Source organism: Streptomyces sp. NPDC056452 (genome assembly GCF_042796085.1).
Lineage (GTDB): Bacteria > Actinomycetota > Actinomycetes > Streptomycetales > Streptomycetaceae > Streptomyces.
Genome location: NZ_JBHTRI010000001.1, coordinates 111,709 through 127,273 on the forward strand (window position 1 = coordinate 111,709; position 15,565 = coordinate 127,273).

Annotated in this window: 16 protein-coding genes; 10 read left to right on the top strand and 6 right to left on the bottom strand. The window is 71.8% G+C overall.

Annotation, left to right across the window (positions count from 1 at the left end):
* Positions 1–50: 50 nt before the first annotated feature.
* A complete protein-coding gene (locus ACFQ6X_RS00460; RefSeq protein WP_383173653.1) occupies positions 51–863 on the top strand; it encodes a site-2 protease family protein in 813 nt (270 codons plus the stop codon).
* Positions 864–876: 13 nt separating this feature from the next.
* On the opposite strand, the gene ACFQ6X_RS00465 is transcribed toward ACFQ6X_RS00460, so the two are convergent.
* Positions 877–1,059, bottom strand: a complete 183-nt coding sequence (locus ACFQ6X_RS00465; protein WP_383173656.1) for a hypothetical protein — start codon at positions 1,057–1,059, stop codon at positions 877–879.
* An 80-nt stretch (positions 1,060–1,139) separates the two neighbouring features.
* Positions 1,140–1,850, bottom strand: coding sequence for an NADPH-dependent F420 reductase (gene npdG, locus ACFQ6X_RS00470; protein WP_383173658.1), 711 nt, complete (start codon positions 1,848–1,850; stop codon positions 1,140–1,142).
* Positions 1,851–2,029: 179 nt separating this feature from the next.
* On the opposite strand from npdG, the gene ACFQ6X_RS00475 reads away from it, so the two are divergent.
* Positions 2,030–2,632 (top strand): hypothetical protein, encoded by a 603-nt coding sequence (locus tag ACFQ6X_RS00475; protein WP_383173661.1) that lies wholly within the window; start codon positions 2,030–2,032, stop codon positions 2,630–2,632.
* Positions 2,633–2,740: 108 nt separating this feature from the next.
* Complete coding sequence (locus ACFQ6X_RS00480) at positions 2,741–4,012, top strand: MFS transporter (protein ID WP_383173664.1); 1,272 nt, start codon at positions 2,741–2,743, stop codon at positions 4,010–4,012.
* Positions 4,013–4,066: 54 nt separating this feature from the next.
* Here ACFQ6X_RS00480 and ACFQ6X_RS00485 read toward each other — a convergent pair whose 3' ends face one another.
* Complete coding sequence (locus ACFQ6X_RS00485; protein ID WP_329211697.1) at positions 4,067–4,294, bottom strand: hypothetical protein; 228 nt, start codon at positions 4,292–4,294, stop codon at positions 4,067–4,069.
* 58 nt (positions 4,295–4,352) lie between these two features.
* Between ACFQ6X_RS00485 and map the strand changes: the two genes are divergently transcribed.
* Positions 4,353–5,210 carry a type I methionyl aminopeptidase gene (gene map, locus ACFQ6X_RS00490; protein ID WP_329211695.1) on the top strand — a complete coding sequence of 286 codons (858 nt, stop codon included), beginning with the start codon at positions 4,353–4,355 and terminating at the stop codon, positions 5,208–5,210.
* 181 nt (positions 5,211–5,391) lie between these two features.
* On the top strand, positions 5,392–6,054 hold the full coding sequence (locus ACFQ6X_RS00495; RefSeq protein WP_329211693.1) for a biliverdin-producing heme oxygenase: 663 nt from the start codon (positions 5,392–5,394) through the stop codon (positions 6,052–6,054).
* A gap of 29 nt (positions 6,055–6,083) precedes the next feature.
* Here the strand turns inward: ACFQ6X_RS00495 and ACFQ6X_RS00500 are convergent, their stop codons facing one another.
* From ACFQ6X_RS00500 to ACFQ6X_RS00510, 3 genes are all read right to left on the bottom strand, one after another.
* Positions 6,084–6,755 (bottom strand): PhzF family phenazine biosynthesis protein, encoded by a 672-nt coding sequence (locus ACFQ6X_RS00500; protein WP_383173669.1) that lies wholly within the window; start codon positions 6,753–6,755, stop codon positions 6,084–6,086.
* A gap of 95 nt (positions 6,756–6,850) precedes the next feature.
* Entirely contained in the window at positions 6,851–8,392 is a 1,542-nt protein-coding gene (locus ACFQ6X_RS00505) for an HtaA domain-containing protein (RefSeq protein WP_383173672.1), read from the bottom strand.
* A gap of 68 nt (positions 8,393–8,460) precedes the next feature.
* On the bottom strand, positions 8,461–9,864 hold the full coding sequence (locus tag ACFQ6X_RS00510; RefSeq protein WP_383173675.1) for an HtaA domain-containing protein: 1,404 nt from the start codon (positions 9,862–9,864) through the stop codon (positions 8,461–8,463).
* A 109-nt stretch (positions 9,865–9,973) separates the two neighbouring features.
* On the opposite strand from ACFQ6X_RS00510, the gene ACFQ6X_RS00515 reads away from it, so the two are divergent.
* The 5 genes from ACFQ6X_RS00515 to efeB all read left to right on the top strand — a co-directional run bounded on the left by ACFQ6X_RS00515 (position 9,974) and on the right by efeB (position 15,546).
* Entirely contained in the window at positions 9,974–11,041 is a 1,068-nt protein-coding gene (locus ACFQ6X_RS00515; protein WP_383173678.1) for a hemin ABC transporter substrate-binding protein, read from the top strand.
* A gap of 23 nt (positions 11,042–11,064) precedes the next feature.
* Positions 11,065–12,120: a FecCD family ABC transporter permease gene (locus ACFQ6X_RS00520; protein ID WP_383174567.1), complete on the top strand. Its 1,056-nt coding sequence runs from the start codon at positions 11,065–11,067 to the stop codon at positions 12,118–12,120.
* Positions 12,117–12,956, top strand: a complete 840-nt coding sequence (locus tag ACFQ6X_RS00525; RefSeq protein WP_383173680.1) for a heme ABC transporter ATP-binding protein — start codon at positions 12,117–12,119, stop codon at positions 12,954–12,956. Before ACFQ6X_RS00520 ends, ACFQ6X_RS00525 begins: the two co-directional genes overlap by 4 nt.
* A gap of 188 nt (positions 12,957–13,144) precedes the next feature.
* Positions 13,145–14,281, top strand: a complete 1,137-nt coding sequence (gene efeO / locus ACFQ6X_RS00530; protein WP_383173683.1) for an iron uptake system protein EfeO — start codon at positions 13,145–13,147, stop codon at positions 14,279–14,281.
* Positions 14,281–15,546 carry an iron uptake transporter deferrochelatase/peroxidase subunit gene (efeB, locus tag ACFQ6X_RS00535; RefSeq protein ID WP_383173686.1) on the top strand — a complete coding sequence of 422 codons (1,266 nt, stop codon included), beginning with the start codon at positions 14,281–14,283 and terminating at the stop codon, positions 15,544–15,546. The genes efeO and efeB overlap by 1 nt, the downstream gene beginning before the upstream one ends.
* The last annotated feature ends 19 nt before the right edge of the window (positions 15,547–15,565 follow it).

A 15,565-nucleotide genomic window follows, 5' to 3' on the forward strand; every position in this document is an offset into this window, starting at 1 on the left:
CGTACTGTCGGGGCTCGCCGCCCGCAGTCCAGCACCCAGGAGTTCCGCCGATGACCACTGCCTTCCGCCGCAGCGACCGGCGGGTCAGTCCGATCTTCCTCGGGATCGTCGCCGTCATGGCCGTCTCGGGCTGGGCGGTGTGGACGGGCTTCGCCGGTGAGACGGGCTTCGCGGTCTTCCTGTTCGTCACGTCGGCCTGGATCGTCTCGCTGTGTCTGCATGAGTACGCGCACGCCCGCACGGCGCTGCACAGCGGGGACATCTCGATCGGGGCCAAGGGGTACCTCACCCTGAACCCGCTCAAGTACACCCACGCCCTGCTGAGCATCGTGCTGCCGGTGCTCTTCGTGATCATGGGCGGCATCGGTCTGCCGGGTGGCGCGGTCTACATCGAGCGGGCCCGGATCACCGGCCGCTGGAAGCACAGCCTGATCTCGGCCGCGGGCCCCCTGACGAACGTCCTGTTCGCAATCGTCTGCACGGCGCCGTTCTGGCTGGACGCGCTGGACGGGGTGCCGCCCTCCTTCCGCCTGGCCCTGGCGTTCCTGGCGCTGCTCCAGGTGACGGCCGCCATCCTGAACTTCCTGCCGGTCCCGGGGCTCGACGGCTACGGCGTGATCGAGCCCTGGCTCTCGTACAAGGTCCGGCGGCAGGTCGAGCCGTTCGCCCCGTTCGGGCTGATCGCGGTCTTCGCGCTGCTGTGGATCCCGGAGGTGAACGCAGTCTTCTTCGACGCGGTCGACGCGCTGCTGCGGGGGCTGGGCGTCGGCGAGATCGAGACGTACTGCGGGCTCGACGCGTACCGCTTCTGGCGGGAGTGGTTCGGCGACCAGGACCCGGGCTGCGCGGCGCTGGGTGCGTGAGCGGCGAGAGGCCCTAGCTGCCGGCCGCCGCGCTCTCCAGCCTGTGCTTGCGGATGTAGAACCACGCCATGTTCGAGGAGAGGCCGGCCAGAAGCACCCAGATGATCCCGAGGAAGCTCCCCTGGGCGAAGGAGACCACGGCTGCGGCGACGGCGAGAACGCAGACGACGAGGGCGTAGACGGCGAGGCGGGGCATGAGGGCTGGTGCTCCTGTCCGGGGATGGTGCGCGGTCCCGTCCAGTGTCCCTCATGCCCGTTCCTGCTCCGGGCACGGGCTCACACGTCGGTGGCGCGCAGCCCCGCGTGTGCCTTGTAGCGGCGGTTGACGGAGATCAGGTTGGCGACGAGCGACTCGACCTGGTGCGCGTTGCGCAGCCGCCCCGCGAAGACGCCGCGCATGCCGGGGATACGGCTCGCGAGTGCCTGCACGGTGTCCGTGTCGGCGCGTGCCTCGCCCAGCACCAGGACGTCGGTGTCGATCTCCTCGATCGACTCGTCCTGGAGCAGTACCGCCGACAGGTGGTGGAAGGCGGCGGTGACCCGGGAGTCGGGCAGCAGGGCGGCGGCCTGTTCGGCGGCGCTGCCCTCCTCGGGCTTCAGGGCGTAGGCGCCCTTCTTGTCGAAGCCGAGCGGGTTGACGCAGTCGACGACGAGCTTGCCCGAGAGCTCCTCGCGCAGGGACTCGAGCGTCTTGGCGTGTCCGTCCCAGGGCACGGCGACGATCACGACGTCGCTGCGGCGCGCGCATTCCGCGTTGTCCGCGCCCTCGACACCGTGGCCCAGCTCGGCGGCGGCGGCCTCCGCACGGTCGGCGGCACGGGAGCCGATGACGACCTTGTGGCCGGCGCGGGCGAAGCGGTAGGCCAGGCCCCGGCCCTGGGGGCCCGTTCCGCCGAGTACGCCGATGGTCAGCCCGGACACGTCGGGGAGGTCCCAGGGGTCCTTGGCGGGGGGCTTGGGTGCGCTGCCGCTCTCATTCGTAGTCATGGCGCCGACCCTACTGCGAGGTAGCTACGTGGACTCTGCGGCAGGGTCCCTCTGCGACATCCGTCACGGCGGGCGGGGGCCCGCCCTGCCGGGCTCCCGACGGGGCGGCCCGGACCCGTTCGGGTGCTTCGGCCCCAAGGCGTCACCTGTGGGGACGAGTTGGGGCATGATGCCGGGCCATGGATGCCGTACGTGTCGCGCTGCTGCGTGAAGTACTCGCCGGGACCGAGTGGCCCGCGGTGACCCGCCGGTTCGCCAGGACCCTGCGGTCCTCGGTCGTGCCGCAGGGCGGCGGGCTGCTCCTGGTGGGGACCGAGGTGTACGAGCCGTGGCACATGGCCGCGCATCTGGTCGACGAGTCCACGTGGTCGGGTCTGCCGCAGCTGCGGCCCGTCCTCGTACGGCACCGGGTGGAGCCTGGCGATCCGGCGCATCTGGCCGTCGGACTGGGCCGGATCGAGGCGGCCGGGCGGGGCGAGACCCTGCTGGTGGTGGCCCCGGAGCGGCCCGGCGGCGGGCTGCTGGAGCGGGTGCACGATGCGCGCCGGGCGGGGGCGACGGTGCTGACGCTGGACAGCGGCGACGCGGAGGTGCGGGGGCTCGCCCATGAGGCGCTGACGGTGGGCGACGGGGACGATGTGGACCTGGACACCGTGCAGCACCTGGTCAGTGCGGCGGCCGGGGAGAACGGTGCGCCCTCCCCGCGGGGGCGCCGCACGTTCCGGGACCGGCTGTCCCGGCTGGCCGACCAGCTGACGGCCCCGCCGCCGGCCCGCTGGTAAGCGTTTCGAGCCAGCAGATCTCCTGCCGTGCCCCGATGCCCCGAAAGGGTTCCGCGGGGCAGGAAATGCGGTTGCCGTCGACCGCCCGCCTGCGGACCATGGCCTCTCGTGACGTCCCGCCTTCTGCCCGATCTCTCGCCCTGGCGCTCCTCCGCCGACTTCCGACTGCTCTGGATCCAGGGGCTGATCACCTACTTCGGCAGCTTCATGGCGCTGATCGCGCTGCCGCTCCAGATCAAGCACCTCACCGGCTCGCCGCTCGCCGTCGGCGCCATGGGGGCGGTGGAGCTCGTGCCGCTGGTCGTCTTCGGGCTGTACGGAGGGGCGCTCGCCGATTCCGCCGACCGCCGCAAGGTCATCCTGGGCACCGAGGCGGGCCTCGGGGTGCTCGCCCTCGTCCTGCTGGCGAACGCGCTCGCGCCCGAGCCGGCTCTCTGGCCGCTCTACGTCGTGGCCGCCGGGGTCTCCGCGCTCGCCGGGCTGCAGCGGCCCGCGCTGGACTCGCTGATGGCCCGGATCGTGCCGCACGACCAGCTCACCGCTGCCGCCGCACTGAACTCGCTGCGCTGGCAGGCCGGCGCGATCGCCGGTCCCGCGCTGGCGGGTCTGGTCGTGGCGTACGCCGGGCACGCCACCGCGTACGGCGTCACCGTCGTGACGTTCTCCGTGTCCGTCCTGCTGTGCCTGCGGCTGGCAGCGGCTCCGCCCGCGCACGACGCGCAGAAGCCGTCCCTGCGGGGGATCGCCGAGGGCGCCCGGTACGCCTGGAGCCGGCCCGTGCTGCTGGGGACGTACGCGATCGATCTCGCGGCCATGTTCTTCGCCTTCCCGAACGCGGTCTTCCCCTTCCTCGCGGACGATCTGGACGCCGAGTGGTCGCTGGGGCTGATGTATGCGGCCGGGGCGGTCGGCTCCCTCCTGCTGGGGCTGACCAGCGGCTGGACCTCACGGGTACGGCGGCACGGGCTGTTCGTCGTGGGCGGCGCGGCCGTCTGGGGGCTGGCGATCGCGGCGGCCGGACGGTTCGGCAACGTGTGGCTGGTGCTGTGCTGCCTGGCGGTCGCCGGCGCGGGCGACATGCTGAGCGGGCTCGGCCGCTCCACGATCTGGAACCAGACCATCCCGGACGGGCTGCGGGGCCGGCTCGCGGGCATCGAGGTGCTCTCGTACAGCGTCGGCCCCCAGCTGGGCCAGGTCCGGGCCGGGGCGATGGCCGGCTGGACGGGCACCCGGGGCGCGATATGGACGGGCGGGGTGGCGTGCGTCGCTTCGGTCGCGCTGCTGGCTGCGGCGCTCCCGAAGCTGCTCACGTACGACTCCGTGACGGACGAGGACGCGGCGCGCAGGCGGGCGGCGTCCACCGATCCCGCCGGGGTCTAGAGCCTCCGGATCATGCCGGGCTCGCGGGGTCCGGCATGATCCGGAGGTGAGGCCCTAGGGCTCCGGGGTCTCCTCCGTGCGGTCATGCCACTTCGGGTCGTTCTCCCACTCCAGGTTCCGCTCACGCGCCGTGTCCATGGCGTGCTGCGCCTCCTCGCGGGAGGTGTACGGGCCGAAGCGGTCCTTCGCCGGGCACTCGGGGCCCTCCTCGACCTTCTTGTGCTCCAGGCAGTAGTACCACTCGCCCGGTTTGCCGACCGTGCGCTTCTTGAACAGGGCCATCGTCGGATCCTTTCCTCGCAGCCATGCTGCCCCAGGCGCGCTGGTTAGACTCGCTGGCATGTCTGGCCAGTCGCTTCTCGTACCAGGGGAGATCACTCCCGTCCGTTCCGTTCCCGGAAACATCCGGCGCCCCGAGTACGTGGGCAAGCCCGCCCCCACGCCGTACACCGGGCCGGAGATCCAGGACTCCGACACCGTGGAGCGTATGCGGATCGCGGGCCGTATCGCCGCGCAGGCGATGGAGGAGGCCGCCAAGCACATCGCCCCGGGCGTCACCACCGACGAACTCGACCGGGTCGCCCATGAGTTCATGGTCGACCACGGCGCCTATCCGTCGACGCTCGGCTACCGCGGCTTCCCGAAGTCCCTGTGCTCCTCGCTCAACGAGGTCATCTGTCACGGCATCCCGGACTCCACCGTGCTGCGGGACGGCGACATCGTGAACCTCGACGTCACCGCGTACATCAACGGTGTGCACGGGGACAACAACGCCACCTACCTCTGCGGCGATGTCGACGAGGAGTCGAAGCTCCTCGTGGAGCGCACCCGGGAGTCGCTGAACCGGGCCATCAAGGCGGTGCGGCCCGGCCGCCAGATCAATGTGATCGGCCGGGTGATCGAGTCGTACGCGAAGCGGTTCGGGTACGGCGTGGTGCGGGACTTCACCGGGCACGGGATCAATTCCTCGTTCCACTCCGGTCTCATCGTGCCGCACTACGACAGTCCGCACGCGACGACCGTGATGCAGCCCGGCATGACGTTCACCATCGAGCCGATGCTGACGCTCGGGACGCACGAGTACGACATGTGGGACGACGGCTGGACCGTGGTGACGAAGGACCGGAAGCGGACCGCCCAGTTCGAGCACACGCTGGTGGTGACGGAGACGGGGGCGGACATCCTGACTCTGCCGTAACGCTGCGCCCGGTCCGGGCCGGGCGTAATGTTTTACCGACAGGCAGTCGGGAACCAATTGACTTAGGTAAACCTAAGTAGGAGGATCAGCGTACTGGCAGTCGGCGGCGCGCGCAGCTGGTGCTGCCGACATTTCCGTCTCTGTCCGGACTCCCCGTCCCCTCGGCCCCCGGAGGCCCCTCTTGGACGCAACCGCCACCACCCCGTTCTCCACGCTCATCCGCACCGCTTCGCACGAGCAGCACACGGAGGCGGAGTCCTCCTCCTTCATGAGTGACATGCTCGGCGGGCGGCTCGGGGTGGACGCGTACACGCGCTACACCGAGCAGCTGTGGTTCGTGTACCGGGCGCTGGAGGACGGCGCGCAGGCGCTGCGCAACGACCCGGTCGCGGGTCCGTTCATCCAGCCGGAGCTGATGCGCAGTGCCGAGCTGGAGCGCGATCTGGCGCATCTGCGGGGTGCCGGCTGGCGCGAGGGCCTGGAGCCGCTGGCGGCCACCGCCGCGTACGCGGAGCGGGTCGCCGAGTGCGCCCGTGACTGGCCGGCCGGCTACATCGCGCACCACTACACGCGCTACCTCGGGGACCTCTCCGGCGGCCAGATCATCCGGGGCACCGCGGAGAAGACCTGGGGCTTCGAGCGCAAGGGCGACGGGGTGCGCTTCTACGTGTTCGAGCAGATCTCCAACCCGGCCGCGTTCAAGCGGGAGTACCGGGAGCTGCTGGACGCGGTGAACGCCGACGATCTGGAGAAGCAGCGCATCATCGACGAGTGCAAGAACGCCTTCGCGCTGAACACGGCCGTCTTCCATGAGCTCGGCGAGGTCTTCCCGCTCAGCGCGTAGCCGTTTCGTACAGCGCACAGCCGTTTCGTTCAGCCCTTGGCGGCCAGCAGGACGCGGCCCCCGATCTCCACCGTGCCGTCCGGCGCGGGTGCGGTGAGGATCTGGGAGCCGCGTCCTTGTGCGATGTTGAGGGCACGGCCCAGCTCCGCGCTCAGCAGCATGGCCGCCGCCCCGGTCGCCTCGTCCTCGTCGATGCTGTCGTCCCCTCGCGGGAACGCCCGCGCCCGCACCCGCCCCGCCGCCTCGTCCTCCCAGGCCCAGACATAGAGCCAGCCCTCACCGGGCGGCGGCTCCGTCAGTGCCTCGACCTCGGCGTCCGACGCGTACCGCTCCAGCGTCCAGGGCGACGCCCATTCGGGGCGGGCCGTGATCCAGGTGAACTCACCGTCCTGGCGGGCGAACACGTCCCCGACGGGCAGCTCAAGGACCTCCAGGTCGAGCAGCCACGCAGCGCCGACGAGCGGATGCCCGGCGAACGGGAGCCGCTGGCCGGGCGTGCGGATGTCGACGTTCCCGCGCTCCGGGTCGTCGACGAACACGGTCTCGGTGAAGCCGAGTTTGCGGGCGAGCGCCTGCCGGGACTCGTTGTCGGGGTATCTGCGCCCGTCGCGTACGACCCCCAGCGCGTTGCCGTGGCGGCCGTCCGGGCCGCAGAACACGCGCAGTACGTCGATGCCGTCGGGTACGTCGTAGTCGTTCACGTGCGCATTCAAGCACCGTGCGGGCCGGGGCGGTCGCAACAGGCCGCACCGGCGGGTGCCGGTGCGGCCTGTTGCGGGTAAACCGATGGCAGGGATCAGGCGGTACGGCGGCGGCGCGCCGCGATCACCACTCCGGCCCCGGCTGCCACGACCACGCCCGAGGCCGCGAAGAGGGCGCCGGCCGGAACGTCGGAGCCCGTGGAGGCGAGCGAGCCCGAGCCGCCGACCGTGCCGCCGGTGCCGCCGGTGGTCGAACCGCCGGTGGTCGAGCCACCGTTCGTGCCGGTGCCGCCGGTGGTGCCCGATCCGCCCGTCGTGCCGGGGAGTTCGGCGTCCTTGTCGAGCGCGACCGCGAGGGTGAGGGCGTCGAGCTGCTCGCCCTTCGGGTACATGCCGCCGAACGCCTTCGTGCCGTCGGCGGTCAGTGTCACCGGGACGCCGGAGAGGGTCACCACACCGTCCTTCGCGGCGAGTTCACCGGCGGGCAGCTTCAGGTCGCCGACGGCCAGCCCGGTGTACGTGGTGACCTTCTTGGTCTCGCGGTCCTTCGTGGTGACGTCGGCGATCAGCGTGCCGACCGCCCCCCGCACCTGGACCTCCAGACCGGTGAGGGACAGGTCGAGGGTGTAGGCGTCGCCCTCCTTGTGCCCGAGGAAGCGGACCGTGCCCTCGAACGCGGCCTCCAGGGTCTGCTCCTCCGCGTCGAAGCGCCCGGTCGCGTCGGGGAAGCGGTAGCCGTCGCCCGAGGCCGTGGCGCCGCCGGTCGTCTCGATCGAGCCCTTGGCTATGGGGCCCGTGACGTAGGTGCGGAAGGACTTCTTGACGCCCCAGTCCAGCGTGCCGTCGACGAGCGCGCCCGGGTCGGCGGCCGGGGTGGTGGCCGAGGCGGACGGGGACGCCGGGGACGTGGGCTTCCCGGTGGCGGTCGCCGTGGCCGTCGGGGTGGCGGTCGGCTTCTCGGTGGGCTTCCCGGTCGGCTTCTGGGTCGGCGTCGGCTCCGTGGTCGGGGGCGCCGCGACCGCCTTGACGGAGAGGGTGGCCGGGTCGAGGGCGGTGCCCTCCGCGTACTGGCCGTTGAAGGCCTCGGCACCCGCCTTCGTCAGCGTCGCGGGGATGTCCTTGAAGACCATGGCGCCGCCCGCACCCTGGCCGGGCCTCACCGCCGACAGGTCGAGCGCCGCGACGGCCACGTCGTTCTGGGTGCCCTGGGGAGTGGCGACGTCGGCGGTGATCGCGCCGCCCGTGCCGACGGTGGCGACCTTCACGTCGGAGAGCGTGATGTCCAGGACACCCCCGTGGGCACTGAAGTTGACGCCGCCCTCGAAGGCCGTGTCCGTGCCGTGGGTGCTCGTGTCGTAGGTGCCCTTGCCGTTGACGAAGGTGAACACGCCGTTGCCCGCGGCCTGCTTGGCGCCGTCCTTGACGGTGATCGTGCCTGCCCCGCCGATGTATCTGCGGAAGGACTCCTTGAAGCCCCAGTCCAGCGTGCCGTCCGTCAGCTCCGTCGTCGGGGCCGCCGCGACGGGACGGGCGCCCGTGCTGTCGGCAGCGAGAGCGGGAAGGGCGAACGTCGCGCCGAGTGCGGCCGCGGTGGCGACTGCGGCGGCAAGGGCTATGGGGCGGCGGGTGGCTGCCATGGCTGGTGACTCCTCGAAGGACGAAGGGAGGGAAAGGGAGAAGGGGGGATGGTGGAGCGGTCTGTGGCTCAGGCGTCCGGTGAGCTGCGGCGCCGGGACACGTACAGCACGGCGGCGACGGCCGCGAGCAGCAGCAGGGCGCCGCCGCCGACAGCGGCGTAGGTTCCGGTGCGGGAGCCGGAGTCGGCGGCCACCGGCTGTGCGGCCGGAGGGGCCGCGGTCTTCTGCGCCGGCGTGGCGGACGGCTCCGCCGCGCTGCCCAGGTCGGGCAGCGGGGGCAGTTCCGCCTGTGCGTCGACGGCTACGGCGAGGGAGACCGGGTCCATCGCGGTACCCGCCTTGTACAGGGACCCGAAGGCTTCGGCGCCGCCGGCGGTGAGGGTCGCGGGGGCTTCGGTGAGGGTGGCGAGACCGTTCTTCGGGGTGAAGCCCTTGGTGGTGAAGGTGACGAGCGGAATGTCCTTGCGGGTACTTCCCCCACTGGTGACGTCCGCCAGGAGCGTGCCCTTGCCCGACGTCACCCGCACGGCGACCCCGGCGAGTTCCAGATCGAGACCGTCCGCCCCGGTGAATCGGACGCTGCCTGCGAAGGCCGCGTCCAGGGTCTGCTCGGCGGCGTCGTAGGTGCCCTTGCCCTGCGGGAAGCGGAAGAGTGCTCCGCCGTCCTGGGCACCGCCGGCCAGGGTCCACCTGCCGCGGCCGATTGAGCCGGTGACGTACTCGCGGAAGGTGCGGCGTACGCCCCAGTCGACCGCGGCGGTCTCGAAGCGGCCGGCGGTCTCGCCCTTGGTCTTCGATGCCTCCTTCGACGGGGAGGCCGAGGGGGAGGCGGACTTCTGGGCGGCCGGGCCCGCGGTGTCGACGGAGAGGCTGATCGGGTCGAGGGGTGTCCCGGCCGTGTAGTAGCCGGCGAAGGCTTTCGCGCCCTGCGAAGTCAGGCTCGCCGGGACGTTGTTGAGGGCGACGGGCGTGGACCCGCCCCTCATGTTGATTCCGGCGAGCCCGAGCGTGGCCAGCGGGACCTGGGCGGAGGAGGTGACCCGGCCGCTCCCCCGGTCCTTGCTGACCATGTCGGCGTACAGGGTCCCGCCGCCGCCGCTGATCCGGACGGTCGGGCGGCTGATGGTGAGGTCGAGTTCGTTGCCGCCGCCGGCCTTCCGGTGGCCGGTGAAGTGGACCCCGCCGGAGAAGCCGGCCCGCAGGGCGCCGCTCGCGGGGTCGTAGGAGCCGGTGGCGGAGTGGAAGCGGAACTGGCTGCCGCCGACCGTCGCGGCGCCGCCGGTCAGGTTCCAGCTGCCCTTGGCGATGGGCCCGGTGACATAGCTCTGGAACGAGGACTTGATGCCCCAGTCCAGCCTGCCGCCCTGCACCGTGCGGCTCGCCGCCTGCGCGGCGGCGGCCGGGAGCAGGGCCGCCGTGAGCACCGCGAGAAGCGCAACGGCGAGCGCACGGACGGATCGTGACGGCGGCATGGGACCCTCCCAGGGCTAGAAAGTGAGGTAAGGCTAACCTAAGCTCAACCTAGCTCGTGCCGGAACCCCCTCCGTCACTTCTCATCCGGAACACCCAGGACGGTGCCTCGTGCGTTTCCCCCAGAACTCCGTCACGGCGGGCCGGGAGGAAGGACGACCACACATCGCCCGGCTCGGGGTCCTTGCCGCAGCCGTGGCGCTCTCCTTGGCCCTCACCGGCTGCGGCGCCTCGGCGGACCCCGCCGCGGAACCGGCCGGAGCGGCGACCGCGTCCGCGGCCGCCGACCGTGTCGAGCCGCTCGCCACCGCCCCCCGGCCGCAGCTGCCGGTCACCGTGAAGTCCGCGGACGGCATCGCGGTCACCATCACCTCGGCCGACCGGATCGTGCCGCTGACCGGCTCGCTCAGCGAGATCGTGTTCACCCTCGGCCTCGGCGGGCAGGTCGTCGCCCGCGACATCACCGCCACCTTCGAACAGGCCGAGAAGCTCCCGGTGGTGACCCGCGCTCACGATGTCTCGGCGGAGAGCGTGCTGTCGCTGAAGCCGACTCTCGTCCTCGCCGACACCACGACCGGTCCCGCCGAGGCCATCAACCAGATCAGGGACGCCGGCATCGCCCTTGTCGTCGTCGAGCCGGCCAAGGAGCTGGCCGATGTGGGCCGCCGGATCACCGCCGTGGCCGGGGCGCTGGGCGTGAAGTCCGCGGGGGACGAGCTGAGGACGCGTACGGAGTCCCGTATCGGCGCCGCGCAGAGGACGATCCCGGCACGCCGGGAGGGCGGGAAGCCGCGCGTGGCGTTCCTGTACCTGCGCGGCTCGGCTTCGGTGTATCTGCTGGGCGGCCGGGAATCCGGCGCGAGTTCCCTCCTCGAAGCGGCGGGTGCCGTCGACGCGGGCAAGGCGTCCGGGCTGACGAAGGACTTCACCGCCATCACCAGTGAGGCCCTCGCCGAGGCGGCTCCGGACGCGATCCTCGTGATGAGCAAGGGACTCGACTCCGTGGGCGGCGTCGACGGCCTCGTGAAGATCCCCGGGGTCGCCCAGACGCCGGCCGGGATGGACCGCCGGATCGTCTCGATCGACGACGGGGTGCTGCTGAACTACGGGCCACGCACCGACCGCGTGCTGGCCGGACTCGTGGACCAGCTCTACCCGAAGGGCGGCCGGGGCAAGTGACGACCACCCCGAAAGAGGAGCGCATGGAGGCGGTCACCGGCGCCGGGGCAAGGCGCAGCAGGGCGTTCGTCCTCACCGCCGCACTGTCGGCCGCGCTGCTCGTCGGCTGCCTGCTCTCCGCCGGGCTCGGCGCGTACGGCATCCCGCTCGGCGACGTCCTGTCCTCGGTGCAGCACCGGACCGGGCTCGGCGGGCAGGCCCTGGACCGGGTCGGCGAGAGCGTCCTGTGGAACGTACGGCTGCCGAGGGTCGTCCTCGCGCTGCTCGTCGGCGCGTCCCTCGGCTGCGCGGGGGCCCTGATGCAGGGGGTGTTCGGCAACCCGCTGGCGGAGCCCGGGATCATCGGGATCTCCTCGGGCGCGGCGGTCGGCGCGGTCGCCTCGATCGCGCTCGGGCTGAACTTCCTCGGCAACTGGACCATCACCGTCTGCGCGTTCGTCTCCGGCCTCGCCACCGTCCTCCTGGTGTACGCGCTGTCCCGCTCGGGGGGCCGTACGGAGGTGGTGACGCTGATCCTCACCGGCATCGCCGTCAACGCCTTCGCGGGCGCCCTGATCGGCCTGTTCATCTTCTTCGCCGACAATGCGCAGATCACCCAGATCACCTTCTGGCAGCTCGGTTCACTGGCCCAGGCGACCTGGCCCAAGGTGCTGGCCGTACTGCCGTGCGCGGTGCTCGGGCTGCTGCTGGCGCCGTTCTACGCCGGGAAGCTGGATCTGCTCGCGCTCGGCGAGCGGCCCGCCCGGCATCTCGGGGTGGATGTCGAGCGCCTGCGCATCGCGCTCGTCCTCGTGGTGGCACTGCTGACCGCCGCCGCGGTCGCCGTCGCCGGGATCATCTCCTTCGTGGGACTGCTCGTTCCGCATCTGCTGCGCATGGCGAACGGCCCCGGCCACCGGTTCCTCGTCCCCGGCAGTGCGCTCGGCGGTGCGCTGGTGCTGGTGGCGGGCGATCTCGCGGCCCGTACCGTGGCCGATCCCGCCGAGCTGCCGCTCGGGGTGCTGACCGCCCTCTTCGGCAGCCCGTTCTTCTTCTGGCTGCTGCGCAGGACCCGTCGCAAGCAAGGTGGTTGGGCATGAACCCGCTGAGGAAGCTGTTCGCGGTACGCGGCCGGGAGCTGCCGCTCCCCGTGGCCCCCGGCTCGCCCGTGGCCGAGGCCGGCGGGCTGGGAGTCCGGCTCGGCGGACGACAGGTGCTCGATGCCGTGGACCTGACCGTCCGGGCGGGTGAGGTGCTGGCGCTCGTCGGGCCGAACGGGGCCGGGAAGTCGACCCTGCTGGCGGCACTGGCCGCCGATCTGGCCCCGGGCAGCGGCGAGGTACGCATCGGCGGCCGCCCGGCCGCCGAGTGGTCGGCGCCCGAACTCGCCCTGCGCCGTGCCGTGCTGCCGCAGTCCGCCGTGCTCTCCTTCCCGTTCCCGGTCGAGGAGGTCGTACGGATGGGACGGGCGCCCTGGGCGGGGACGGACCGGGAGGACGAGGACGATGCGGCTGTCGCCGCGGCGATGGCCGCGACGGAGGTCACGGAGTTCGCCGCCCGTCCGTTCTCGGCACTGTCGGGCGGCGAACGGGCCCGGGTGGCGCTGGCCCGGGTCCTGGCCCAGCGGGCCCCGCTGCTGCTGCTCGACGAGCCGACGGCCGCGCTGGATCTGCGCCATCAGGAACTGGTGCTGCGGATCTGCCGGGAGCGGGCGGCCGCCGGGGACGCCGTGGTCGTGGTGCTGCACGATCTGGGACTCGCGGCGGCCTACGCGGACCGGGCCGTGGTCATGGACGGCGGACGGATCGCGGTGACCGGGCCGCCCGCCGAGGTGTTCACGGGCGCACTGCTCGGCACGGTGTACCGGCAGCCGGTGGAGGTGTTCCCGCATCCGCGGACCGGGGCGCCTCTCGTTGTACCGACAAGGGTGACTTGACCCGCGTTTGACCTTCCTGTGGGTTCCCTGTGGGGTAGCCGTGACCTGCCCGTTCTTCTGGCCCTCCGGTGAGAGCTGAATCACTGCACGGAGGGGTACGGGCCAGGTAAGGCGCCGCTAAGTTAGGTCCGCCTCACCTGCCCTTGGTCCGGCCCTTTCCCCGTTCTCTCGTCCCCTGTGGAGCCCGCATGCGAGCCGTTCGTCTCTCCGTTGTCACCGCTGCCGCGACCGTGGCCGCACTGACCGCCGTCACGGGCTGCGCCGAAAAGAGCGACGGCAAGGGCGACGGCGCCGTTCAGGTCATCGCGAAGGACGACGCGTGCGAGGTGTCCAGGACGAAGATCCCGGCCGGCCACGTCGAACTCGCCGTGGAGAACAAGGGATCCAAGGTCACCGAGGTCTACGTCCTGTTCCCGGACGACCGCATCGTCACCGAGCGCGAGAACATCGGCCCCGGCACCAAGGCGAAGATCACCGCCGAGGTCAAGTCCGGTACGTACGAGATCGCCTGCAAGCCCGGCATGAAGGGCAAGGGCATCCGCCAGACCGTCGAGGTCACCGGCGGAAAGTCGGCCGAGCGCAGCCCCGAGATGGACAAGGCCGTCGCCGGCTACCGCACCTACGTGCAGGCGCAGGCCGACGAGACGCTGCCCAAGGTGAAGGTCTTCACGGACGCCGTGGCCGCGGGCGACATCGAGGCGGCGAAGAAGGCGTACGCGGACTCCCGTATCGGCTGGGAGCGCACCGAGCCGGTCGCCGAGTCCTTCGGTGACATCGACCCGAAGGTCGACGTCCGGGAGGACGGCCTGGAGGACGGCCAGAAGTGGACCGGCTGGCACCGCCTGGAGAAGGCGCTGTGGCAGGACAAGAAGCTGGGCGCCGAGGAGAAGGCGCTCGCTCCCCTCCTCTACAAGGACCTGGCCGACTGGCAGAAGCGGGTCGGCCGGGCCGAGATCACCCCGACCTCGATGGCGAACGGCGCCAAGGAACTCCTCGACGAGGTGGCCACCGGCAAGGTCACCGGCGAGGAGGAGCGCTACAGCCACACCGACCTCGTCGACTTCAAGGCCAACGTCGAGGGTGCGGAGAAGTCGTACGAGCTGCTCAAGCCGATCGCGTCGAAGAACGACGCGGCGCTGACCACCACCCTGGACAAGCAGTTCGCCGCGCTGGACACGCTGCTGGACAAGTACCGCGCGGACAAGGCGTCCTACGAGTTCACCTCGTACGACAAGGTCGGCAAGGCGGACCGCAAGGAGCTCTCGGACGCGGTCAACGCGCTCGCCGAGCCGCTGTCCCGGCTCGCCGCCGCGGTGACGAAGTAATGCGGTCCGGAGCCGGCGAGACCTCCGGGGAGAAGGGCGCCGCCCCGTCCCGTCGCGCCCTGCTCGGCTGGGGCGGTGCCGGGCTTGCGCTGGGTGCCGCCGCGGCGGGCGGCGCGGTCGCCGCGGTGCGCTCCGACGGAAGTGCGGAGCCCGCGGCGGACAGCGGCGCGGCCGTGCCGTTCCACGGTGTGCACCAGGCGGGCATCGCCACCGCCGTACAGGACAGGCTGCACTTCGCCGCGTTCGATGTGACGACGAAGGACAGGGCCGAGCTGATCGCCCTGCTCAAGGAGTGGACCCGGGCCGCGGAGCGCATGACGTCCGGGCGGGCGGTGGGCGACGGCGCGTACGGAGGCCCGGCGGAGGCGCCACCGGACGACACCGGTGAGGCACTGGGCCTCAAGCCGTCCCGGCTGACGCTCACCGTCGGCTTCGGCCCGTCCCTGTTCGCGGCGGACCGGTTCGGCCTCCAGGACAGCCGTCCCGAAGCACTCGTGGACCTCCCGAAGTTCCCCGGGGACAACCTCGACGCCACCCGCAGCGGCGGCGATCTGTGCGTCCAGGCGTGCGCGGACGACCCGCAGGTGGCCGTGCACGCTGTCCGCAACCTCGCCAGGATCGCCATGGGCCGTGCCTCGGTCCGCTGGTCGCAGCTGGGCTTCGGCAAGACCTCCTCGACGACGCCCGACGCCCAGACACCGCGCAACATGATGGGCTTCAAGGACGGCACCCGGAACATCGCGGGTACCGATGAGGCCGCACTGACGAAGCACGTGTGGGTGGGCCCGAAGGACGACGGCGGGTGGATGACCGGGGGTTCGTACCTGGTGGCCCGGCGCATCCGGATGCACATCGAGACCTGGGACCGCACTCCGCTCCAGGAGCAGGAGGACATCTTCGGCCGGGACAAGGGCGAGGGCGCCCCGGTCGGCAGGGCGAAGGAGCGCGACGAGCCGTTCCTGAAGGCGATGCTGCCCACCGCGCACGTGCGGCTCGCCCACCCGGACACCAACGGCGGGGCGTCGCTCCTGCGGCGCGGCTACTCCTTCACCGACGGTACGGACGGTCTGGGCAGGCTCGACGCGGGGCTGTTCTTCCTCGCCTACCAGCGCGATGTCCGCAAGGGCTTCATCCCGGTGCAGCGCAGCCTCGCGGCGAACGATGCGCTCAACGAGTACATCCAGCACGTGGGTTCGGCGGTCTTCGCCGTACCGCCGGGCGTCCGCGACAAGGACGACTGGTGGGGCCGGGCACTGTTCTCATGACCGACACCGTGGAAGGACC

What these genes read in the sequence shown, in the direction of transcription:
- ACFQ6X_RS00460 (WP_383173653.1), top strand. Translation starts at nt 51, where the DNA reads ATGACCACTGCCTTCCGCCGCAGCGACCGGCGGGTCAGTCCGATCTTC.
- ACFQ6X_RS00465 (WP_383173656.1), bottom strand. Translation starts at nt 1,059, where the DNA reads ATGCCCCGCCTCGCCGTCTACGCCCTCGTCGTCTGCGTTCTCGCCGTC.
- npdG (WP_383173658.1), bottom strand. Translation starts at nt 1,850, where the DNA reads ATGACTACGAATGAGAGCGGCAGCGCACCCAAGCCCCCCGCCAAGGAC.
- ACFQ6X_RS00475 (WP_383173661.1), top strand. Translation starts at nt 2,030, where the DNA reads ATGGATGCCGTACGTGTCGCGCTGCTGCGTGAAGTACTCGCCGGGACC.
- ACFQ6X_RS00485 (WP_329211697.1), bottom strand. Translation starts at nt 4,294, where the DNA reads ATGGCCCTGTTCAAGAAGCGCACGGTCGGCAAACCGGGCGAGTGGTAC.
- map (WP_329211695.1), top strand. Translation starts at nt 4,353, where the DNA reads ATGTCTGGCCAGTCGCTTCTCGTACCAGGGGAGATCACTCCCGTCCGT.
- ACFQ6X_RS00505 (WP_383173672.1), bottom strand. Translation starts at nt 8,392, where the DNA reads ATGGCAGCCACCCGCCGCCCCATAGCCCTTGCCGCCGCAGTCGCCACC.
- ACFQ6X_RS00510 (WP_383173675.1), bottom strand. Translation starts at nt 9,864, where the DNA reads ATGCCGCCGTCACGATCCGTCCGTGCGCTCGCCGTTGCGCTTCTCGCG.
- ACFQ6X_RS00520 (WP_383174567.1), top strand. Translation starts at nt 11,065, where the DNA reads ATGGAGGCGGTCACCGGCGCCGGGGCAAGGCGCAGCAGGGCGTTCGTC.
- ACFQ6X_RS00525 (WP_383173680.1), top strand. Translation starts at nt 12,117, where the DNA reads ATGAACCCGCTGAGGAAGCTGTTCGCGGTACGCGGCCGGGAGCTGCCG.
- efeO (WP_383173683.1), top strand. Translation starts at nt 13,145, where the DNA reads ATGCGAGCCGTTCGTCTCTCCGTTGTCACCGCTGCCGCGACCGTGGCC.
- efeB (WP_383173686.1), top strand. Translation starts at nt 14,281, where the DNA reads ATGCGGTCCGGAGCCGGCGAGACCTCCGGGGAGAAGGGCGCCGCCCCG.